This window comes from Streptomyces sp. NPDC006235, assembly GCF_040613735.1.
Classification (GTDB): Bacteria; Actinomycetota; Actinomycetes; order Streptomycetales; family Streptomycetaceae; genus Streptomyces.
Map to the genome: position 1 here is coordinate 174,955 of NZ_JBEXSR010000010.1, position 19,120 is coordinate 194,074.

General features: G+C 71.9%; 20 protein-coding genes. 13 read left to right on the forward strand and 7 right to left on the reverse strand.

Going from position 1 to position 19,120, the window contains the following annotated elements:
• Nucleotides 1–29 precede the first annotated feature (29 nt).
• Nucleotides 30–386 carry a J domain-containing protein gene (locus ABZ192_RS15390; RefSeq protein WP_356925041.1) on the reverse strand — a complete coding sequence of 119 codons (357 nt, stop codon included), beginning with the start codon at nucleotides 384–386 and terminating at the stop codon, nucleotides 30–32.
• A 123-nt stretch (nucleotides 387–509) separates the two neighbouring features.
• Between ABZ192_RS15390 and ABZ192_RS15395 the strand changes: the two genes are divergently transcribed.
• The gene (locus ABZ192_RS15395; protein ID WP_356924999.1) at nucleotides 510–659 is read left to right on the forward strand and encodes a hypothetical protein; all 150 of its coding nucleotides are present in this window, start codon (nucleotides 510–512) and stop codon (nucleotides 657–659) included.
• 78 nt (nucleotides 660–737) lie between these two features.
• On the opposite strand, the gene ABZ192_RS15400 is transcribed toward ABZ192_RS15395, so the two are convergent.
• Nucleotides 738–1,160: an Hsp20/alpha crystallin family protein gene (locus ABZ192_RS15400; RefSeq protein WP_356925000.1), complete on the reverse strand. Its 423-nt coding sequence runs from the start codon at nucleotides 1,158–1,160 to the stop codon at nucleotides 738–740.
• Nucleotides 1,161–1,361: 201 nt separating this feature from the next.
• Here ABZ192_RS15400 and ABZ192_RS15405 point away from each other — a divergent pair, with 201 nt between their 5' ends.
• On the forward strand, nucleotides 1,362–1,781 hold the full coding sequence (locus ABZ192_RS15405; protein ID WP_356925001.1) for an Hsp20/alpha crystallin family protein: 420 nt from the start codon (nucleotides 1,362–1,364) through the stop codon (nucleotides 1,779–1,781).
• 137 nt (nucleotides 1,782–1,918) lie between these two features.
• Nucleotides 1,919–2,758, forward strand: coding sequence for an endonuclease/exonuclease/phosphatase family protein (locus tag ABZ192_RS15410; protein ID WP_356925002.1), 840 nt, complete (start codon nucleotides 1,919–1,921; stop codon nucleotides 2,756–2,758).
• A gap of 25 nt (nucleotides 2,759–2,783) precedes the next feature.
• On the opposite strand, the gene ABZ192_RS15415 is transcribed toward ABZ192_RS15410, so the two are convergent.
• Entirely contained in the window at nucleotides 2,784–3,383 is a 600-nt protein-coding gene (locus tag ABZ192_RS15415) for a dihydrofolate reductase family protein (RefSeq protein WP_356925003.1), read from the reverse strand.
• Entirely contained in the window at nucleotides 3,380–4,267 is an 888-nt protein-coding gene (locus tag ABZ192_RS15420) for a metalloregulator ArsR/SmtB family transcription factor (RefSeq protein WP_356925004.1), read from the reverse strand. The genes ABZ192_RS15415 and ABZ192_RS15420 overlap by 4 nt, the downstream gene beginning before the upstream one ends.
• A 234-nt stretch (nucleotides 4,268–4,501) precedes the next feature.
• Between ABZ192_RS15420 and ABZ192_RS15425 the strand changes: the two genes are divergently transcribed.
• Complete coding sequence (locus tag ABZ192_RS15425) at nucleotides 4,502–6,661, forward strand: SpoIIE family protein phosphatase (protein WP_356925005.1); 2,160 nt, start codon at nucleotides 4,502–4,504, stop codon at nucleotides 6,659–6,661.
• A 64-nt stretch (nucleotides 6,662–6,725) separates the two neighbouring features.
• Here ABZ192_RS15425 and ABZ192_RS15430 read toward each other — a convergent pair whose 3' ends face one another.
• A complete protein-coding gene (locus tag ABZ192_RS15430) occupies nucleotides 6,726–7,913 on the reverse strand; it encodes a type III polyketide synthase (protein WP_356925006.1) in 1,188 nt (395 codons plus the stop codon).
• 277 nt (nucleotides 7,914–8,190) lie between these two features.
• Here ABZ192_RS15430 and ABZ192_RS15435 point away from each other — a divergent pair, with 277 nt between their 5' ends.
• Together ABZ192_RS15435 and ABZ192_RS15440 are read left to right on the forward strand one after the other, a co-directional pair.
• Nucleotides 8,191–9,750, forward strand: coding sequence for a hypothetical protein (locus ABZ192_RS15435; RefSeq protein ID WP_356925007.1), 1,560 nt, complete (start codon nucleotides 8,191–8,193; stop codon nucleotides 9,748–9,750).
• Nucleotides 9,751–9,874: 124 nt separating this feature from the next.
• Nucleotides 9,875–10,981, forward strand: coding sequence for an NAD(P)/FAD-dependent oxidoreductase (locus ABZ192_RS15440; RefSeq protein WP_356925008.1), 1,107 nt, complete (start codon nucleotides 9,875–9,877; stop codon nucleotides 10,979–10,981).
• Nucleotides 10,982–11,105: 124 nt separating this feature from the next.
• Here ABZ192_RS15440 and ABZ192_RS15445 read toward each other — a convergent pair whose 3' ends face one another.
• Nucleotides 11,106–11,726 (reverse strand): pyridoxamine 5'-phosphate oxidase family protein, encoded by a 621-nt coding sequence (locus ABZ192_RS15445; RefSeq protein WP_356925009.1) that lies wholly within the window; start codon nucleotides 11,724–11,726, stop codon nucleotides 11,106–11,108.
• A 218-nt stretch (nucleotides 11,727–11,944) separates the two neighbouring features.
• Between ABZ192_RS15445 and ABZ192_RS15450 the strand changes: the two genes are divergently transcribed.
• Complete coding sequence (locus tag ABZ192_RS15450) at nucleotides 11,945–12,289, forward strand: hypothetical protein (RefSeq protein ID WP_356925010.1); 345 nt, start codon at nucleotides 11,945–11,947, stop codon at nucleotides 12,287–12,289.
• 36 nt (nucleotides 12,290–12,325) lie between these two features.
• Here ABZ192_RS15450 and ABZ192_RS15455 read toward each other — a convergent pair whose 3' ends face one another.
• Nucleotides 12,326–12,721 carry a RidA family protein gene (locus ABZ192_RS15455; RefSeq protein WP_356925042.1) on the reverse strand — a complete coding sequence of 132 codons (396 nt, stop codon included), beginning with the start codon at nucleotides 12,719–12,721 and terminating at the stop codon, nucleotides 12,326–12,328.
• Nucleotides 12,722–12,857: 136 nt separating this feature from the next.
• Between ABZ192_RS15455 and ABZ192_RS15460 the strand changes: the two genes are divergently transcribed.
• The 6 genes from ABZ192_RS15460 to ABZ192_RS15485 all read left to right on the forward strand — a co-directional run bounded on the left by ABZ192_RS15460 (nucleotide 12,858) and on the right by ABZ192_RS15485 (nucleotide 19,120).
• Nucleotides 12,858–13,832, forward strand: a complete 975-nt coding sequence (locus ABZ192_RS15460; RefSeq protein WP_356925011.1) for a WYL domain-containing protein — start codon at nucleotides 12,858–12,860, stop codon at nucleotides 13,830–13,832.
• 37 nt (nucleotides 13,833–13,869) lie between these two features.
• On the forward strand, nucleotides 13,870–15,105 hold the full coding sequence (locus ABZ192_RS15465) for an ATP-binding protein (protein WP_356925012.1): 1,236 nt from the start codon (nucleotides 13,870–13,872) through the stop codon (nucleotides 15,103–15,105).
• Nucleotides 15,102–16,226 (forward strand): tetratricopeptide repeat protein, encoded by a 1,125-nt coding sequence (locus ABZ192_RS15470; RefSeq protein WP_356925013.1) that lies wholly within the window; start codon nucleotides 15,102–15,104, stop codon nucleotides 16,224–16,226. Before ABZ192_RS15465 ends, ABZ192_RS15470 begins: the two co-directional genes overlap by 4 nt.
• A 290-nt stretch (nucleotides 16,227–16,516) precedes the next feature.
• Nucleotides 16,517–17,356: a UbiA family prenyltransferase gene (locus ABZ192_RS15475; RefSeq protein WP_356925014.1), complete on the forward strand. Its 840-nt coding sequence runs from the start codon at nucleotides 16,517–16,519 to the stop codon at nucleotides 17,354–17,356.
• A 160-nt stretch (nucleotides 17,357–17,516) separates the two neighbouring features.
• Entirely contained in the window at nucleotides 17,517–18,605 is a 1,089-nt protein-coding gene (locus tag ABZ192_RS15480; protein ID WP_356925015.1) for a 3-oxoacyl-[acyl-carrier-protein] synthase III C-terminal domain-containing protein, read from the forward strand.
• On the forward strand, nucleotides 18,602–19,120 hold the full coding sequence (locus ABZ192_RS15485) for an isoprenylcysteine carboxylmethyltransferase family protein (protein ID WP_356925016.1): 519 nt from the start codon (nucleotides 18,602–18,604) through the stop codon (nucleotides 19,118–19,120). Before ABZ192_RS15480 ends, ABZ192_RS15485 begins: the two co-directional genes overlap by 4 nt.

Here is a 19,120-nt window from a genome sequence, read left to right on the forward strand (position 1 = left end):
CTCCTGTGCCCTTCGGGGGCGTCCGGGCCTCACCGGGGCGTCCGCTCCCACCGGACGGGACCGGCGCGCAGCGCAGGCTCGGGGCGGGCGGCCCCGAGCAGGACGACGGAGCGCCGCGCGGGCCGTACGGGCGGAGCCGGGGTACGCCCGCGGCCGTGCGCCCGCTCGCAGGACCGGTCGTAGGCCGCCCGCAGCGCCGGGTCGCGCAAGGTCTCGTAGGCCTCCCGCACCTCACCGAACCGCTCGGCGGTGGCCGCGTCGGCGCGGGTGTCGGGGCGCAGTTCACGCACCCGGGCGCGAAAGGCGGAGGTGATCAGCTCGGCCGTCGCCGAGGGCTCCACCCCCAGCACCGCGTACAGGTCCGCGCGCTGCTCCCGCGCCTGCATCCCGGCCACCTCCTCGCGTCTGCGAGCTGACTGTTACAGATAGTGTGATCTATGACATTGCCAGCAAAAGCGACGAGCCTCCACTCTGAATCCCACAACGGACGTCAAGGAAAGCGGCTCCTCATGGGCGATCATGTGCACGTGCGGCTCAGCCAGGGGCTGAGCGTGTCCGAAGAAGGCGAAATGATCGAGCACTCCCGCTGCCGTTGCGGCGCCACCTGGACCAAGGTGTTCGACGCCGACGGCGGACAGCCGGAACAGCCTTCCCGGTAGCGCGCGCCCGCCCACCGGTCCCTCGCCCGTCAGGGCCCCGGGCCGGTGCCCGAGGCCCTGGACGGCCCGGCTGAGGCGTCAGCCGTTGATTTCCTTGCGGTCACTGCCGCCGCTGATGGCGATCTTGCGGGGCTTGGCCTGCTCGGCGACCGGGATCCGCAGCTTCAGCACGCCCGCGTCGTAGCCGGCTTCGACCTGCTCGGTGTCGAGGGTGTCGCCGAGGAGCAGCTGCCGGCTGAACGTCCCCGCGGGCCGCTCGGTGATCACCGTGTCGGTGTCGTCGCCGTACGCCGGCTTGCGCTCGGCCTTCACGGTCAGGACGTTGCGCTCGACATCGAGGTCGATGGACTCCGGGTTCACGCCCGGCAGGTCCAGCTCCACGCAGAACGTGTCACCCTCACGCCAGGCATCCATCGGCATGCCGGCCGGATGCGCGGCCGTGCCCCAGACCCGATCGACAAGCCGGTCAAGCTCGCGGAAGGGATCCGTACGCATCAGCATGTTCATCCCTCCTTCACGGGTTCCGTGCAGTTCGCTCTCTATCTGATATACCACACCACCGGAAAGTTGATACCCCTCCTGTCAACTTCATCCAGTCGGTACTTGTCAATCCATCGCGCGGTCGGCTATATGGAGAAGCGGTTCTCGGCTCGTCTAGTCACATCCGTGACGGCGACATCTGGAGTGAAAGGAGAAGTGGCCATGCTTGCGCGTACCGGCGCCCTGGGGGATCTCGATCGACTCACGCATCAGCTCGCGCATGCCGCCGCGGCCGACGCCGTCATCCCGGCGGATGCCTGGCGCGACGACGAAGCCCTCTACGTGCAGTTCGACCTGCCGGGTATGGACCGCTCCAGCATCGACCTGACCGTGGAGAAGGACACGCTCACCCTGACCGCCGAGCGCCGCTCCCCGGTCCCGGCCGGCGCCAAGGCCGTGCTCATCGAGCGCCCCACCGGCCGGTTCACCCGCTGCCTGACCCTGTCCGACGCCCTGGACTCCGAATCCGCCGAGGCCGCCTACGACAACGGCGTCCTCACCCTGCGTCTCCCGCTCGCGCCCCACGCCAAGCCCCGCAAGATCGCCATCTCCGGCAGCACACCCAGGCAGCTCACGGCCTGAGGCGTCCAGGCCCGCCCGCCCTGGACACGGGGGAGAACCTCAAGGAGGTTGCCCGAAGCACGTGTTGCCGGCGGCACCGTCCCATAACCTCGTGCCTGGATGTGTCAGATGCCAGGGGGACCCGCGTTCAGGAGGCGATGGTGTTCGGAAGGGGCATGCGATTGCTCGCGGGTGCCATGACCGTGGCCTGCATGGTCCTCCTCGGCCCCAGTGCGCCAAGCGGTGCCGTCTCCGGCAGGGCACTGCCCGCCACCGCCGTCAGGGAGGCCGTACCGAACCGGGTCATGACCTGGAACATCTGCAACCCCTGCAGTGTGAGCAACGTCGGCCGGGCGGCGGAGATCGCGGCGTACGCGCCCCAGGTCATCGGCCTGCAGGAAGCGTGTGTGCGCGACGTCGAGATGATCCGGGAGTACCTGGAGACCCTGCACGGACTCGTCTACCGCGTCGAGTACGGGACGGTCCTGCAGAACTGGGGCCGTTGCGGGGGACTGCCGTGGAGCCCGGGGGCCTTCGGCCAGGCGATCCTCTCGGCGGCGCCGATGACCGACCGCGTGAGCGTGGAATTCCCCGACGGCGGCTCCGAGGACCGGGGGTACATGGCGGTCACCACCACGGTGGGCGGCCGGTCCGTCCGGGTCTTCAACACCCACCTCGCCCAGCGACTCCAGGAGGAAGTCCGGGCGGACCAGGTGGGCGTGCTCGCCACGGAGGTCGCCCGGTACGACCGCGCCATCGTGCTCGGCGACTTCAACGCGGTGCCGGACGCCTCCGAACTCGACCCGATGTGGAAACTGGCCGCGGATGCCGACCCCGGGTGTCGTCCCGCCCCCGCCGGCACTTGTGAGCCGACCACCGACTGGCAGAGCAAGTTCGACTACGTCTTCCTGCGGGGCATGACCCCGACCGAGCACCGCGTGCGCCCCACCCCGTACTCGGACCATCATCCGGTGCACGCCGACCTGGATCCGGCTTGAGCGCACACCGGCACGGCGAGAGGGCTCAGCGGACCCGGTCGTAAACCATGGCGACCTCGCCCAGCTCGCCCGTCTCGTGGTGGGTGAGGCTCCACCGCGAGTTCGGCAGGCCGTCGTCGAAGAGCCGCTGCCCGCCCCCGGCGATCTCCGGGCAGATCAGGAGGTACAGCCGGTCGAGGAGGTCCGCGGCGAGGAGCGCCTTGATGACGCTCGGGCAGCTGTTGACGAGGATGTCGCCCTCGCCGGTGGCCTTCAGTTCGGCGACGACATCGGCGGTCGGGGCGTTCACCATGCGGGTGCGTGCCCACGGCGCTTCGGTCAAGGTGGTCGACAGGACCACCTTCTCCGTGTCGACCAGCCACTTCGCGTATCCGCGATCGCGCGGATCGGCGTTCTCGTCCTCGGCGACCGTCGGCCAGAATCCCAGGAACCCTTCGGCGTTGACCCGGCCGAGCAGCGCCGTCGTCGCGCCCTCCCAGATGCGGGTGAGGTGGTCGCGCGCGACATCGGTGGTCGCGTAGGGGACGATCGCGCCGAGGTCCCCGGGCCCGCCGGGGCCGTTGTAGCGCCCGTCGAGGGTGAGTCCGAGGTTCGCTGTCACCCTGCGTCCGGTAGAGCTGGTCATGACTGTCCGTCCTGTCGCTCGGTGTGGGCTGTCTTCGTGGTGCGCCGAGACGCGCCGACGGTGTCGTGCGCGTCGGCGTCGAGGGCCGCGGCGAGTTTGTCGAGGCTCTGGCCGAAGCCGATCTCGATGCCGGCGATGAAGTCCGCGGAGTCGACCGTGCTGTCGGTGATCCGCCAGTGCACGTCGAGGTCCGTGCCGGTGTCCGTGGGGCGCAGGTCCATCTCGACGTGTGCGGTGAAGGCGGGGCCGCCGTCGGGAAGCAGCGGGGAGAGCCGGTAGGTGAGGCGCTCCCCTGGGCGTACCTCGTCGACGGTTCCCTCCGCGCGCCCGGCGACCGGGTCGGAGTCGTCGGCATCCTCCGCGTCCCGGTACTCGTGGACGATCCGCCCGCCCGGCCGTGCCTCGAAGACGAGCTCGGAGACGCGTAGGCCGTCGGGCGTCCACCAGTGGGCGAGGAGGGAAGTCTCGGTCAGGTGACGCCACACCGGTTCGGGGCGCGCCGTCAGCGACCGGAGGAACCTGAAAGAGCGGCCGTCCGCCCACCCCGGCGCATCCGCGGCAAGCCGCTCTGCTTGGACGTTGAGCCCGTAGCGCTCGTGGGTCGCGCCCGGTCCATCGGCCTGGTCCGCGGCATCGGCGAGCCGGCTGAGGGCGACCGCGAGATCTCGCAGGGCGTTCGGGCGCAGCGCGTAGATGCGGCGCTGGCCGGTCCGCTGGGAAGTGACGATCCCGGCGCGCTCCAGGGTCTGCAGGTGCTTGGTCGTCTGCGGCTGGCGCGCCTCGGCGAGCTGGGCGAGGACCCCGACCGAACGGGGCCGCTCGGCCAGCAGGCTCACGAGCCGCCAGCGGGCCGGATCGGCCAGTGCGCTGAGGAGTGTCTCCATGAGGCAAGTATTCCTCGTGACGAATATTCGTGTCAAGGAATTTCTGTCTCCCCGGGACTTTCCGGCTTGAAGGCCGAGCTCCCTCACTGTCCGTGTTCACCGTGCGATGCGCTGGTGTGGGCGAAGCGGCGCCCGGTGTTATTCAATGAGGTGTGCGGTCGGGGATCTCGGGGCCCAGCCGCACGGGTCCGAGTACTGCCCTGGTGTCTCGCCGGGGATTGCTGAGAGAGCCGCATGGACTCCACACCCTCCCCTTCGTCCTCTTCGGCGTTCGAGCTGGTCAGCAGCGCCCTGGGGCGCTACATCCCGCGCGGTGGAGCAGCGGCCGCCGGACCCGCCGGCGCGCAGGGCGACCGCACCGCGCGCCGGCGCGTACCGGACACCCCGGCGAACGGACGTCAGGAGCAGATCCTCGGCGCGGTCAACCTCGACAGGGACTTGATCATCACCCGCTGCAATCTGGACGCCCCCGTCTTCGCGGGTCTGGACGCCATGGCCGGGAGGCCGTTCGTCGATCTCCTGCCGCCCGGGGACGTACCGACGGTCACCCGGCGGCTGCGGCAGGTCGTGGAGACCGGTGAGGCGCACGTCGCCCGGATCCAGCGTCTGCGGCGCGACGACGGGTCGGAGTTGGTGGTCTCGATGAGCATCCTGCCCGCCGCGGCGCCCGAGGAGGGCCTGACCGTCTCGGTGATCGCCATGGCGAGGAGACTGCACCTCTACGCCGCCGAGACCGCGATCGGCACCTCGCTGGACATCGGCGAGACCGCGCAGTCGCTGGCGCAGTCTCTGCTGGCGTGGGGAGACGTGGCCGCCGTCGACCTCGACTTCGCGGTGTGGACGGGGGAGGGAGTCACCGGGCGGGCGAAGGGGCCCATCCGGCTGCGGCGGGCGGCCCTGGTGCCGGACCGGGCGTGGCCCGAGGGCTATGTGACCCCGGGCGACGATCTTCCCGGAGAGGCGAGCCGCCTGCTGGCGCAGGCGGTCCTGCGGGGCGACGTCCCGCAGACCATCGTCATCCCCGACCGGGAAGCGCTCGAGCGGGTGTTCGGCAGTCCGCGCGTGATGCGTGCCCTGGTTCCCGGTGACCGGTCGGCGGGTGTGGCGTGCATCCCCCTGGTCCTGGACGGTGAGCCGCCCGTCGTCCTGGGCGTGGCGGAGGTCTGGCGGCGGGCGGACTGCCCCTTCCGCGACAGCGAGCTGTTCGACCTGCAGGAGCTGGTGGCCAGGACCGCCCATCACGTCGACTTGGCTCGCCAGCACCAGCGCGAGCACACGCAGGTGCTGGCGCTGCAGCGCCGGCTCCTGCCCCGGACCGGCGGCGACACCATCCAGATCGCCAGCGTCTACCAACCCGCGAACCCCGACAGCGCGGGCGTCGGCGGCGACTGGGTGAACAGCTTTCCGCTGCCCGACGGCCGCACCGCGCTGGTGGTCGGTGATGTCGTCGGGCATGGCCTGGGAGCCGCGGCGACCATGGGCCAGCTGAGCATGGAGGCCCGCGCACTGCTGTCCGCGGGGCTCGCGCCCGACGAGGTACTGGAGCACCTGGACGAGACCGTGTCGCTGCTGGACGACGCGGAGTCCGGGCTGGCGGCCGGCTACAGCGCCCTCGGGTCGACCTGCTGCATCGCCCTCTACGACCCGGTCAGCCACCACGTGGCGCTGTCCAGCGCAGGCCACCTCCCCCCGGTCCTGGTCTCCCCGGACGGGACGGCGGGCCCGCTCGCGGTCCACCCGCACCCCGGCCTGGGCGCCGAGTTCGCGCTGCGCGAGCCGTTCGACGTCCACAGGTTCGACGCACCCCCGGGCTCCCTGCTCGCCCTCTACACCGACGGCCTGGTGGAGGATCCGGCCGTGTCGATCGACGAGGGCATCGGCAGGCTCACGGACGCCGTGTCCGCGGTGCACCCCTGGGACGCCCTGCAGCAGGCCGCACGGCACGTCGTCTCCGCGGTGGCGCCCGCCCGCCAGCGCGACGATGTGACCCTGCTGCTCGCACGGATGATCGGTTACCGCAAGGGGGACACCGCGACATGGCGGCTGCCCGCCCGCCAGGACGCCCCCGCCCGTGCCCGCGCGCAGGTCTCCGCGCTCCTGAGGCAATGGCGCACCAGGGACGACACCCGGGACAGCGTGGTGCTGCTGGTCAGCGAGCTGGTCACGAACGCGGTGCGCTTCGCCTCCGGTCCCCTCACGGTACGGCTGATCAGGACCGGTCACGGCCTGCTGTGCGAGGTGGGCGACACCGGCAACGGCAGGCCACGCCTGAGGCGGGGCGGCCTGCTCGACGACGCCGGTCGCGGCCTGGGCGTCGTGCACCGGCTCACCACGCGGTGGGGTGTGCGGTGGACGGACACCGGGAAGGTGGTCTGGGCGGAAGTCGCGAAGTAGCGCGGCGAGGGTGCGGCCGGCGTGACGGGGCAGCCGCCGGCAGGACCGCCGGCGCGGCCTCGCCCTACAGCCATTCCCCTTCCAGGGCGGTGGCGGTGAGCCCCGGTGCCGCCGCGTACAGAACGGCGCGATCACCGGGCTTCAGCCGCCCGGCGTCACACGCCCGCCGCAGGATGTCGAACACGGCGGCACCTCCGCGGTTGCCGCTGGTGTAGCTGTCCCGGCTGTAGTCCAGCAGCCCCGACGGCCAGGCGTCCGGCATCGTCTGCTCCATGTACTCCAGCACCCGGGTCCCGCCGGGGTGCGCGAGCAGAACGTCGGGGTGCCAGGAGCCGGGCTCGTCCTCGTAACGGACGCGCAGCCACTCCCACATCGCGGTGACCGTCTCCTGCACGGCGCGCGGCCCCCGCCGGTCCATCACGAAGTGGGTGCCGTCCGCCCGCGTCTCCAGGCGGTGCAGGTCCTGGGTGCCGGGCAGCGTGTGGTGCCAGGCGGCGTCCAGCCGCAGCACCGACTCGGCCCTCGGGCGGCCCGTGACCACCGCGGCGACCGCGGTGTCCGCGAACAGCAGCCGGACGATCAGCGACTCGAGGGTGTCGTCCGCGGGCTGGTAGGTCGTGCTCAGCGCCTCCGCGATCACGACCAGGACCACCCGGTCGGGGTCCGCGGCCACGAGATCCGCCGCCAGCGCCAGGGAGCGGGTGCCCGCGATACAGGCCCACTGCGTCGCCGGCAGCATCATCACGTCCCTGCGGAGCGGCAGCTTGTTGGCCAGGGCGATGTCCAGACCCGGCAGTGCCGGGGTGGTGGAGTGGCTGGTGATCACGCAGTCGACGTCCGCGGCGTCCAGCCCCGCCGTCTGCAGGGCACCGCGCGCCGCACGCTCCCCGTAGGACTGCACGGCCTCCCAGGCGGGCGCGGTGCGCTCCTGAACGGTCTGCGGCGCGGGTATGGTCTCGAGGGCGGCGATCACCCGGTCCACGTCCTGCTGGGTGAACCCGTCGCGTGCCAGCGCCTGTTGGGCCGGCCCCATTCCGACAGCCCGCAGGGCGCTGCCGTCGCCGGGGGCGACCGCGGTCTCCAGCGGCAGCATCCATCCGCGGGACTCGATGCCCGTGCTGGCCGCGATGCCGTCGATGCGCGGCGCCCACGCCGCGTGCGGGTGCCGGTCGCTCACCTCTGCCACGATCTGGCTGGTCGTTACGGCGTGCTCGCCGTGAATCACGGCAGGGGAACAGAGGTAAGCGGCCATATCGGGGCACCTTCCAGGGGGGAAACAGGGGCTGACAGGGGAACGTCACTAGTGCTGTGCCGTGGGGCACTTTGGGCACTCACGCCCAGAGGATGCCGATGAGTTCCACTTCAGGTGTCGGCGTCCGTTTCGAGCATGGATGCTAAAGGGATATTTCCGCTGTGATGTACGCAACTTAGGCGCGTTGGGTTGCGTGATACGGCACACACCCTCAACCGGCAGGCCCGGCCCGCGTTTCCGGGTGCAACCGTCAGCACACCTCGCGCATCAAACGTGCATGAACCCTAAGCGCACGGTGTTCGGGGCAATGCCGGCTGCCGTGGTGCTCGCCCTGGCGCCCAGCGCACCCGGTGCAGTCGCCCTGGGGCACGACGCGCCTGCCGCACCGTCCCCGCTGCCGACTCAGGCGCACGCGACGATCAACGCCGAAGAGCAGATCAACGTGGGGCAGCGGGCGCAGCCGGCCACCGTGGACTGGATGTTCTGGGACGGCGGGGCGCAGGTCCCCGTTCCCACGAACGACTCGCTCGTCATCGACGCGCGTGACCTGGCGGGCATCGCCAGCGTCACGGTCGACGACCCGCGGTGCACAGCGGAGGGTCGGGTCTTCACCTGCGTCAACGAGGATGCGCCACAGAGCCGTTCGGTCGAGCTCGTCCTGCGTGCGGACGCGCACGCCGCACCCGGCGTCGGCGGCACGATCACGTACACCCTCACCGCCGACCGTGCCACCGGCGCCACCGCGAAGGCCCAGGTGGTCGTAGGCACCCCGAAACTGGACGTCGGCAAGGTGCCGGACGTCACGCACGCCAGGATCGGTTCCCGGATCACCGTGCCGCTCCGGCTGCGCAACACCGGGGATCTGGCCACGGACCGGCGCATCATGCTGCGTTGGGAATCGCAGGGCGGGCTCGTCTTCGACCGTAAGTTCTCCAACTGCGCCTACGGCGAAGGCGATGAACCCCGGGAACCCGGCGGCCAGACATCCGTCACGTGCGTCTTCCCGGTGTCCTCGGACTCCGTGCCCGCAGGGGGCACCGTGGAGCTGAGCAGCCCCCTGACCGCCACGGTCGGCAAACGAGTCCTGACCGCCGTGACCGACTACTCGGTCAGGCTGCTGAAGCCGCGCGAACAACCCGGCGGCGGCAGTCACCAGGGCGCCGGGCCGGCGCTCACCCTGACACGGGCGTCCGGCGGGGGAGGCGGATTCGAGCACGGTGCGCAGGGCCGGTTCACCGTCGCCGCCGACAACTCCGCGGATCTCGCGGCCGATACCACGACCAAGCAGGCCCGCAGGGCGGGTGAATGGCTCCTGGACATCAACGTCGTGAACCACGGACCGGCCTCCGCGTACGGGGTCGACGACAAGGCCGTCGCCGTGGTGGACGTCGTCCTGCCCAAGGGTGTGGTCGCCGGCGGCACCGCTCACATGCAGGAGGAGGACGGTCCTTACGGCCCCTGCCTTCTCCGCGTCAGCAGCACCACGACCGCCCCCTTCGAGGCAGGCCACCGCCATTACGCGTGCAGCGTGCCGTTCGGGGTCGCCGCCGGCGAGAGCCAGTTGTTCGAACTGTGGGTGAAGCCGGGCAAGGGGTACGACGGCGCCAAGGGCAGGGCGACGGTGCGTCCCGGCCCGGCCCGCATCCCCCTTCACGACCCGGACGCCTCCAACGACAGCGTCACCTTCGCCTTCGGCGCGCCGGCCACACCGACCGCGGCGGCACCGTCCGGTGACACCCCGACCGCCGCGGGCCGCACGCTCATCGCCGTCGCAGCCGGGGCTGTTCTGCTGAGCGTCGTCGTCCTAGCCGTCCGCCGCCGCGGGCGTACCCGCTGAAACGCCGTCGGTGCCACGTCGGAGCACTGTCGAGGGCTGTCGGTGCGATGTCGGTGGCGGCTGGCACCTTTCGAGAGACGGCCGCCCGGAGCTCACCGGGCGGCCCGATCCCGAAGGAGCCACCATGCGCACCGCAGTCACGATCATCGGCGCCGGACTCGGCGGACTCACGCTGGCCCGCGTCCTGCACGTTCACGGAATCCCGGTCACGGTCTACGAGGCGGAGCCCTCCCCCTCGGCGCGCGCCCAGGGCGGATTGCTCGACATCCACGACTACAACGGTCAACTCGCCCTCAAAACAGCCGGGTTGATGGACGAGTTCCAGGACATCGAGCTCGAGGGCCGCCAGGCGATGCGCGTCCTCGACCGGGACGGGGCCGTCCTGCTCGACCAGCCCGACGACGGCATGGGCGGCCGCCCCGAGGTGCAGCGCGGGGACCTGCGGCAGGTCCTGCTCGACTCGCTCCCGGCGGGCACCGTGCGATGGGGGCACAAGGTCAGCCGCACCCGTGCCCTCGGCGACGGCCGCCACGAGGTGACGTTCGCCGACGGCGGCCCCCTCGTCACCGGCCTGCTGGTCGGCGCGGACGGCGCGTGGTCACGGGTCCGGCCGCTGCTGTCCTCCGCCACACCCGAGTACATCGGCCAATCGTTCGTCGAGACCTACCTGTTCGACGCCGACACACGGCACCCGGCCGCTGCCGAGGCGGTCGGGGGAGGGATGCTGATCGCCCCTTCGCCGGGCAGGAAGATCTTCGCCCACCGGGAGAAGAACGGCACTCTGCACGCCTACGTGGGGCTGTCCGAGCCGCAGGACTGGTTCACCGCCATCGATTTCACCGATGCCGCAACAGCCACCGCACGGATCGCGCAGGAATTCGACGGCTGGGCGCCGGAGCTCACCGCGCTGATCACCGACAGCGACGTCCCGCCGGTCCTGCGCCCCCTCTACGCCCTCCCGGCCGGGCACCGGTGGGACCGGGTGCCGGGCGTGACCCTGCTCGGCGACGCCGCCCACCTCGCGGCTCCCAACGGCGAGGGCGCCAACCTGGCCATGCTCGACGGCGCCGAACTCGGTGAAGCCCTGGCCGCGCACCCCGGCGACATCGAGACGGCGCTCACCGAGTACGAGCGGGCCATGTTCCCCCGCAGCGCCGAGACCGCCACCGAGGAGATGCCCGAGCTCGACGCCCGCGGCCTGATCGACTGGTTCGCCGAGAAGGGCCATTGAGCCACGCCGGCGCCGAACCGACGACCCGACGACCCGGCGGCCGGCGACCGGCTCCCGGGTCCGTCGTCGAGCTTGCGGGGAAAACCATGGGCTCATCCCCGGCGGAGGCGGAATGCAGCACCCTTCAGCGGGGAGTCAGACCGCGCTCCCGGGCCGCCGCCCCGAAGTAGTCGCCACCCTTGCGCTTGACGTCGTCGGTGCCCCAGGCCCGCTCGTCGTCGGCAGCGGAACGGTCCGCACTGCCGGTGGCCGGCCGGACCGGTGCTCTGACCAGCCTCGGTATGTGCTTCGAGCAGTGGATGTACGCCTCCTCGACCTCGACCTCCACCCACAGGTGCGGGCGGCGGCCGGGTACGGGATCGACCGGCAGGTCCGGAATCCTCTGGCGCATGGTGTCATCGGTGACGAGCTGTGCGCGGCCGTTGACATGGAGACCGATGCGGTCCTGGGAAAAGTCGATCATCAGCAGGCCGATGTGCGGGTTCTCCCGGATGTTGCCGAGCGAGGCCATGACGCCGTTCCCGCGGTACTCCGGATAGGTCAGAGTCGCGTCGTCGAGTACCCGGAGGAACCCCGGTGGACCGGCCCGGAAAGTGCTGTCGCACTCGCCGTGCCGGTCCGCCGTCGCGAGGAAGAACATCTCCTGGCGGGCCACGAAGTCCTGCATACGGGGGTTGAGCCGGTCCAGGACCTGCTCGTCGTAGAACCGGTCGGCGCGGCCGACCGTGCCCAACTCGCGTTGCATCTGGTGCTCGCCGTGGCTACCGGGCCGGTCTGCCCGTTCGTCGTGGTGCAACGGTCCTCCTCGACAGGATGTCGCCGGCCTACGTGACTGATTTCGTCACCCGGCAGGCCGAAAATCGCCGACGGCCATGGCTGACAGACTAGACCCGACCCGCGAACGATCCACGAGCTGGGCGAGCCCTCGCGGGTGCAGTCCGGTCGCCGGGGCAGGGAGGGCCCATGAGCGGGAACGATCCGCACATCCATGTCGAGTCGCGGGTGGTCCGCGGCGGTGCCGCCGTTCGCGACATGCTGGCATCCACGTTCGGTCTGGCCGGTGATCTGCCGAGCCTCGTCACCACCGGATGCGGGCTGCGGGTGCCGTATGCGATGACGTCTCCGCGTCCGGATCGTGTCACCTGCCTCGCCTGCCGTGAGCACGCCCGGCGCGAGCACCTGCGCTTCGCGGAGGAAGCCGAACGTTTGAGCCGCATTCCCGGATCGACCATCACCCCTGCCCAGGGACAACTGGCCGCAGACAGGCATCGCGACCTCGCCCGGAGGTTTTCCGACCCGCAGGGCTGAGGTTTTCCGACCCGGAAGACCGAGGCGCCGGGCGCATCACGCGACGGCGGTTCCCTCGAGCTCCACCAGCTGGCCCGGGATCGCCAGCCGCGTCACCCCGAGCATCGTCGTGGTCGGCGCCACCCCGGCGGCGCCCAACCGCCCCGCCAGCACGCCGTAGTGCTGGAAGAGGAGATCGACGTCGGTCGTGTAGACGTTGAGCCGGACGACGTTCACGAGAGACATGCCGGCCTCGTCCAGCACGGCCTCCATGTTGTCGATGCTCAGCGCCAACTGCGCCGCCATGTCACCGTCATGCCGGGGCTTGCCCTCGTCGCTCATCGCGGTCTGCCCCGAGATGTAGAGGGTCCGGGTGTGCCCGGAGACGACCTCCCCCTGGTTGAATCCCAGGTCCACCGACCAGGTCACCGGGTTGACCGCTGTTCGTTCCACTGCCACGTCAGCTCCGTTCGATTCATCGGGAGTACGTACGGCCATCGGCTCGGTAGCGGCCGGCGTCGCCGTCGTGTCAACGAGCCTCGCAGCGAATCACGACATCCATGGTCATGTATTCGATAGGGTTTTCGGCATGCGCGCCGACCGGCTGGTCTCACTGGTGCTGCTGCTGCGTCAGCGCGGTCGGCTGACCGCCGACACGCTGGCCCGCGAGCTGGAAGTGTCCACCCGTACCGTGCTGCGCGACATCGAGGCGCTGTCCGCCGCCGGCGTCCCGGTCTACGCCGAACGCGGCCGGTACGGCGGTTTCGCGTTGGCACCCGGTTTCCGGACCGAGCTCACCGGGCTGAACCACGACGAGGCCCTCGCCCTGCTGACCGCCGGATCGGGGCGCGGCGAGCAGGTGTTCGGCCTCGGCCCGGCGCTCGCTTCGGCCATGCGGAAGGTGGTCGACGCGCTGCCCGAAGGCCACCGGGCCACCGCGAGTGACGCTGCCCGGCGTTTCCTCGTCGACCCGGAATCCGACCTGCTCGCACGGCGGCTGGTCACCGAAGAGGTACCCGGCACCACCATGATCGAGGTCCGGCGCGCGGTGCTCGCCGGCCACAAGCTGCGCATCCACTACGCGGCCTCGGGCCGGGCAGCACAGTGGCGCACGGTGGACCCGATCGGCCTGGTGACCGTACGCGACCGGGTCTACCTGCTGGCCACGAGATCCGGCGCGGACCGCACCTACCGGCTGTCGCGCGTGCTGGCCGCGGAGGAACTCCCCGAACCGGCACAGCGACCCAACCAGGTCGACCTGGACCGGATCTGGCGGGAACGCTCCGCGCGGTTCCTCTCCGGCCGTGACCACATCACCGTGCTGGTACGGGTGGACCCGGCGCGGCGGGAGGACCTGCTGGACACCGCGCAGGCCGTCCGCGCGGAAGCCCCCGACGCGGACGGCTGGTTGCGCCTGGAGCTGACCTTCCAGGACATGCGGCACGCCGAATGGGCGCTGTGGCAGCTCGGCACGGACGCGGAAGCCCTCACCCCCCAGTCGTTGCGCACCTCCCTGCGCGACCGCGCCGCCGCGATCGCCGCCCGCTACGCAGACCCGTCCTGAGCGGAAGCAGCCCTCCCGGCTGACCTAGGCTTGGATCATGCCGGATGACTCCCCTCTGATACAGAGTCTGCGTACCGCCGTCTCCGCCGCTCCCGCCGATGTACCCCTGCGGTTGCATCTGGCCCAGCTCCTGCTGGAGGCGGGCCGGTCGGAGGCCGCCGTAGCCGAGGCGGCCGTGGCCCTTCAGCACGCGCCGGGCGACGTTCAGGCCCGTGACCTGATAGCCCGGGCGATGGGCGCGCCGGCCCCCGCGCCGTCCCAACCCCCGGCTCAGCGGCCGGGGTTCGACTGGCGGGCCGCCGAGGAACAGGTCGGGGACGTGGTGCCGCCGCGGTTCGTCGAGGCGCCGGTCCGCGCGGACGGACAGGACGATCCCGGCGACGCCGACGCGTGGGACGTGGAGACGCCCGGTGCGGTGCGGCTGGCCGACGTCGGCGGGATGCAGGAGGTCAAGGACCGCCTGGAGGCCGCGTTCCTCGCGCCGCTGCGCAACCCCGAGCTGCGCAAGCTCTACGGCAAGAGCCTGCGCGGCGGGCTGTTGCTGTACGGGCCGCCCGGCTGCGGGAAGACGTTCATCGCCCGCGCGGTCGCCGGGGAACTCGGCGCCGCGTTCCTGTCGGTGTCGGTCAACGACGTGCTCGACATGTGGATCGGCAACTCCGAACGCAACATGCACGAGGTCTTCCAGACCGCCCGGCGCCAGGCGCCCTGCGTGGTCTTCCTGGACGAGCTGGACGCGCTCGGCGCCAAGCGCAGCCGCACCGCGCACAGCGGAATGCGCAACACGGTCAACCAGCTGCTCACCGAGCTGGACGGCATCGACTCGGCGGCGAACGAGGGCGTGTTCGTGCTGGCCGCCACGAACGTGCCCTGGGACGTGGACAACGCCCTGCGCCGTCCCGGCCGGCTGGACCGGACGATCTTGGTCCTGCCGCCCGACGGGCCGGCCCGGGAGGCGATCCTCCGCTACCACTTGCGGGAGAGGCCCATCGAGAACGTCGACCTGGGCAAGCTGGTCAAGGCCACGGACGGCCTGTCGGGCGCGGACCTGGCCCATGTCTGCGAGGCGGCGGCCGAGCGGGCGCTGCTGGACTCGGCGCGCACCGGGACGGTCCGGATGATCGGCATGAAGGACCTGCTGGCCGCCGCGAAGGAGGTCGTCCCGTCCGCCGATCCGTGGTTCGCCTCCGCGCGGAACGTGGCGATGTTCGCCAACGAGGGCGGCATGTACGACGACTTGGTGGCGTACCTGAAGAAGAGGCGCAAGCTGTGACCGCGACCGTGCACCCCGCCGTGGAGCGGGCCGACCTGCTCATCGACCTGAAGCGGTACGAGGAGGCCCGCGAACTGCTGGCACGGCGGCTCGCGGAGGACCCCGACGACGTCCGGGCCTGGGTCAAACTCGCCCGCAGCCATCTCGGGGACGAGCAGGACGGGCCGAAGGCCCTGGAGGCGACGGAGCGCGCGCTGGCGCTGGACTCCTCGGACACCGGGGCGCTCGTCATGCACGCGCACGCCCTGCGTGCGGCGGGCCGCTTCCTGGAGACCGAGGGCGTGCTGCGCGAGGTCATCCGCCTCGCCCCCGGCCACTGGTACGGCTACGCGCTGCTCGCCCACTGGCTCTGGCGCATCAAGGCGATCCGCTCCGGACAGGCCAACGGCGGCCAGGTCAGGCGCGAGGACCAGGACGCCGCCCTGCGGGAGGCCGGCGAACTCGCCCGGGAAGCCATCCGGCTGGGGCCGGAGGAGGTGTTCGCCTACGAGGTGGCGTGGCTGATCGCCGACATGGCGGGCAACCGCACCGTCGCCGACCAACTGGACGAAGCCATCCTCCGGCTCGATCCGCAGCACGAGCAGGCCCTGGCCCGGCGGACGAAGAAGGCGGCGACCGCCCCCGGCGTCAAGGCGGCGCAGGCCGCCACCCTGTACGCCGACGCGCTGGCCGCCGCCCCCGGCTCCGCGCCGATGCGCAGCGGCCTCGACGATGCCTCCTACCGTCTGCTGCGCGGCATCCGCTGGCTGGCCCTGCTCTGCCTGGCACTCGCCGGCGTGGGCATCGACCTGTTCGCGACGCAGGGCGAGACCCAGCGGGAGCTGCCGCTGCCGCTGGGCCAGCGGCTCTGGGACCTCGTCCCCATGACCGTCGTCTGGATCCTGGGCGCCCTGCTGAGGTACCGGCGGCTGCGCGCGGGCGTCCGGGTCAATCTGCGCTCGCTGCTGCGTCGCCGTACCTGGCCCCGGATCGTCCTGGCCCAGGCGTCCTGGGCCATGGTCTGCGCCCTGCTGATCACCCAGATCCCGTGGACGGACCGCACGGTCCCGCAGGTGCTGTTCTGGGCCGGTCTCGCGGCGACGGCGGCCACGATCTGGTTCGACCGGCGCAAGAACGGCTGACCCCATACCCTGCTCGGCCGTGCCTGTGCCGAGCCGGGTCAGGAGGCCGCAGAGATCGCCGAACGTCCAGACCGTGCCGTTCCACCGGATGCCGGACCACCCGGTGTGAGCGGGCGGGCAACGTGGGAGCGATGCTGCATGCGCAACGTGATCACCGGTGGCGGCGGGCCGTGGTCCCGGGCGACCGGAAACAGAGCCGAGGGGTGCGGCGAGGGCACCGTGCTGCACCTGGGCACGGTGGCCCGTGCCCACGGTGATGCGATCTGCCGGGCGCAGGACGCGGTGGGGCGATGCCCGTGACCGCCGGCACGGCTCCCGCCCGCCCCGGACCGCCGCGCGCGCTCGCGCTGCTCGCCGCCGCCCACGGCGGGCCCGCTCTGGCCGTCACCGCCGGCACGGGCCTGCTGGCGCTCCGCGGCGGCCTGCGCCCGATGGACGCCGCCGCCGTCACCGCGGCGGTGTTCACCGGCCAGCTCACGATCGGCTGGGGCAACGACCTGCTCGACCTCTCGCGCGATCGCGCCGTGGGCCGCACCGACAAGCCGCTGGCCGTCGGTTCGCTCCCGGTCGGCTGGGTGGTACGCGCCCTCGTCGTGGCCGCTGTCGCCTCCCTCGTCCTGTCCGTGCTCGCCGGCTGGCGCAGCGCACTGGTCAACGCCGTCCTGGCCACCGGCGCGGGCCACGCCTACAACGTCGGTCTCAAGGCGACCTTCTGGTCGTGGGTGCCGTACACCTGCGGCTTCGGGATGCTGCCCTCGGTCGTCACCCTCGCCGGCTCGCCCCCTCACTGGGCGCCCTGGTGGATGACCGCGGCCGGCGCCGCGCTCGGCGTCGGCGCGCATCTGCTCAACGTGCTGCCCGACCTGGCCGACGACGAGGCGACCGGAGTCCGCGGCCTGCCGCACCGGATCGGTGAACGCCCCTCGCGCGCCCTGGCCGCCGCGCTGCTCACCGCCGCCTCGGTGCTCGCCGTGATCGGCCCCGCCGGATCCCCTCCGGCGTGGGCGTGGACGGCCCTGGCACTGGTCACCGTCCTCGCGGGGCTCACCTGGTTCGGCCGCGGGCGCACCCACTTCCGGGCCGCGGTGACCATCGCCCTGCTCGACGTCGTGCTGCTGACGGTCGCCTGATGGCACCGGCAGACACCGCTCCGGCCGGCACCGGCCCGCCCCGCGCCACGACCGCCCCGGTGGTCCCGCCCCAGCCCCTGCGCTCACCGTCACGGTCGAGCTCGCGCCCGGCTACGGCCGGGTGCCCGTCGCGCCCCACCGTCCCGTCCCAGGAGCCAGCATGACCATGCGCGTCCTCAGCGTCCGCGGCACCCTGCCCGAGCACTGCCACCGGCAGGAGAAGATCACCGAGTCCTTCACCACCACCCTGGTCGGGCAGACGGTCGATCGCGGCGTCGTCGAGCGGCTCCACCGCAACGTGTGCGTCGAGACCAGGCACACCGTGCTGCCGCTGGAGGAGTACGGCCGGATCGAGGACTTCGGCCAGTCGAACGACGTCTTCATCCGGGCCGGCGTCGAACTCGGCGGGCGCGCGGTGGTCGACGCGCTCAAGAGCGTCGGCCTCACACCGGCCGACGTCGACTTCATCGTCTCCTGCACGGTGACCGGCCTGGCCGTGCCCTCCCTGGAGGCCCGCGTCGCGGCGGAGATCGGACTGCGCCCCGACGTGGTGCGCCTGCCCCTCGTCGGCCTCGGCTGCGTCGCCGGCGCGGCCGGCATCGCCCGCCTGAACGACCTGCTGCGCGGCCGCCCCGACGCCGTCGCGGTGCTGATGTCGGTCGAGTTGTGCTCGCTCACGCTCCAGCGCGACGACACCTCGGTCGCCAACGCCGTGGCGAGCGGCCTGTTCGGGGACGGCGCCGCCGCCGTGGTCGCCGTCGGGCGCGAGCACCCTCTCGCACAGAACGACGACCCCGCCGCTCCCGAAGTACTCGCCTCGCGCAGCCGCCTCTACCCCGACTCGGAACGCATGATGGGCTGGGACGTCGGCTCCGGCGGATTCAGAGTCGTCCTCGACTCCGCGGTCCCCGACCTGGTGCGCCGGCACGTCGGCGACGACGTCCGCGGCTTCCTCGCCGACCACGGGCTGACCGGCCGTGACCTCGACTGGTACGTCGCGCACCCCGGCGGCCCCAAGGTCCTCGAGGCGTTGCAGGACGCCCTCGGCGTCGAGCGGGACGCGCTGGGCGTGACCTGGGAGTCGCTGCGCCGGATCGGCAATCTGTCCTCCGCCTCGGTGCTGCACGTTCTGGCGGACACGCTCGCCGACCGACCGCCACCGCCCGGCTCCTACGGCCTCATGCTCGCCATGGGCCCGGGGTTCTGCTCCGAACTCGTGCTCCTCCGCGCCCCGGGTGGTGGACGGTGAGCAGCGAGGCCTGGTTCACCCTCCTGGTGCTGGCCGTCGGCCTGGAGCGGGTCGCCGAGCTGGCCGTCTCCCACCGCAACGCCGCCTGGAGCCTCGCGCGGGGCGGCGTGGAGTCCGGGCGGGGGCACTACCCGTTCATGGTCGTGCTGCACACCGGCCTGCTCGTCGGCGCGCTCGTGGAGGTGTGGCTGCGCCGGCCGGACGTCGTACCGGTCCTGGCCTGGTCGATGCTCGCCCTCGTCGCGCTCGCGCAGGGCCTGCGCTGGTGGTGCATCGCCACGCTGGGGCGGCAGTGGAACACCCGGGTGATCGTCGTACCCGGCGCCGCGCGCGTGACCGGCGGACCGTACCGCTGGATCCCGCACCCGAACTACGTCGCCGTCGCCGTAGAGGGGCTCGCGCTTCCGCTCGTGCACTCGGCCTGGATCACGGCGGTGGTCTTCACCGCCCTCAACGGGCTGCTGCTCGCCACCCGCGTCCGCGCCGAGGACGCCGCCCTGGCACGGCTGGCCTGA

What these genes read in the sequence shown, in the direction of transcription:
- ABZ192_RS15440 (WP_356925008.1), top strand. Translation starts at nt 9,875, where the DNA reads ATGCGCACCGCAGTCACGATCATCGGCGCCGGACTCGGCGGACTCACG.
- ABZ192_RS15395 (WP_356924999.1), top strand. Translation starts at nt 510, where the DNA reads ATGGGCGATCATGTGCACGTGCGGCTCAGCCAGGGGCTGAGCGTGTCC.
- ABZ192_RS15460 (WP_356925011.1), top strand. Translation starts at nt 12,858, where the DNA reads ATGCGCGCCGACCGGCTGGTCTCACTGGTGCTGCTGCTGCGTCAGCGC.
- ABZ192_RS15410 (WP_356925002.1), top strand. Translation starts at nt 1,919, where the DNA reads ATGGTGTTCGGAAGGGGCATGCGATTGCTCGCGGGTGCCATGACCGTG.
- ABZ192_RS15480 (WP_356925015.1), top strand. Translation starts at nt 17,517, where the DNA reads ATGACCATGCGCGTCCTCAGCGTCCGCGGCACCCTGCCCGAGCACTGC.
- ABZ192_RS15420 (WP_356925004.1), bottom strand. Translation starts at nt 4,267, where the DNA reads ATGGAGACACTCCTCAGCGCACTGGCCGATCCGGCCCGCTGGCGGCTC.
- ABZ192_RS15450 (WP_356925010.1), top strand. Translation starts at nt 11,945, where the DNA reads ATGAGCGGGAACGATCCGCACATCCATGTCGAGTCGCGGGTGGTCCGC.
- ABZ192_RS15425 (WP_356925005.1), top strand. Translation starts at nt 4,502, where the DNA reads ATGGACTCCACACCCTCCCCTTCGTCCTCTTCGGCGTTCGAGCTGGTC.
- ABZ192_RS15405 (WP_356925001.1), top strand. Translation starts at nt 1,362, where the DNA reads ATGCTTGCGCGTACCGGCGCCCTGGGGGATCTCGATCGACTCACGCAT.
- ABZ192_RS15435 (WP_356925007.1), top strand. Translation starts at nt 8,191, where the DNA reads ATGAACCCTAAGCGCACGGTGTTCGGGGCAATGCCGGCTGCCGTGGTG.
- ABZ192_RS15475 (WP_356925014.1), top strand. Translation starts at nt 16,517, where the DNA reads ATGCCCGTGACCGCCGGCACGGCTCCCGCCCGCCCCGGACCGCCGCGC.
- ABZ192_RS15445 (WP_356925009.1), bottom strand. Translation starts at nt 11,726, where the DNA reads ATGCAACGCGAGTTGGGCACGGTCGGCCGCGCCGACCGGTTCTACGAC.
- ABZ192_RS15430 (WP_356925006.1), bottom strand. Translation starts at nt 7,913, where the DNA reads ATGGCCGCTTACCTCTGTTCCCCTGCCGTGATTCACGGCGAGCACGCC.
- ABZ192_RS15390 (WP_356925041.1), bottom strand. Translation starts at nt 386, where the DNA reads ATGCAGGCGCGGGAGCAGCGCGCGGACCTGTACGCGGTGCTGGGGGTG.
- ABZ192_RS15465 (WP_356925012.1), top strand. Translation starts at nt 13,870, where the DNA reads ATGCCGGATGACTCCCCTCTGATACAGAGTCTGCGTACCGCCGTCTCC.
- ABZ192_RS15415 (WP_356925003.1), bottom strand. Translation starts at nt 3,383, where the DNA reads ATGACCAGCTCTACCGGACGCAGGGTGACAGCGAACCTCGGACTCACC.
- ABZ192_RS15400 (WP_356925000.1), bottom strand. Translation starts at nt 1,160, where the DNA reads ATGCTGATGCGTACGGATCCCTTCCGCGAGCTTGACCGGCTTGTCGAT.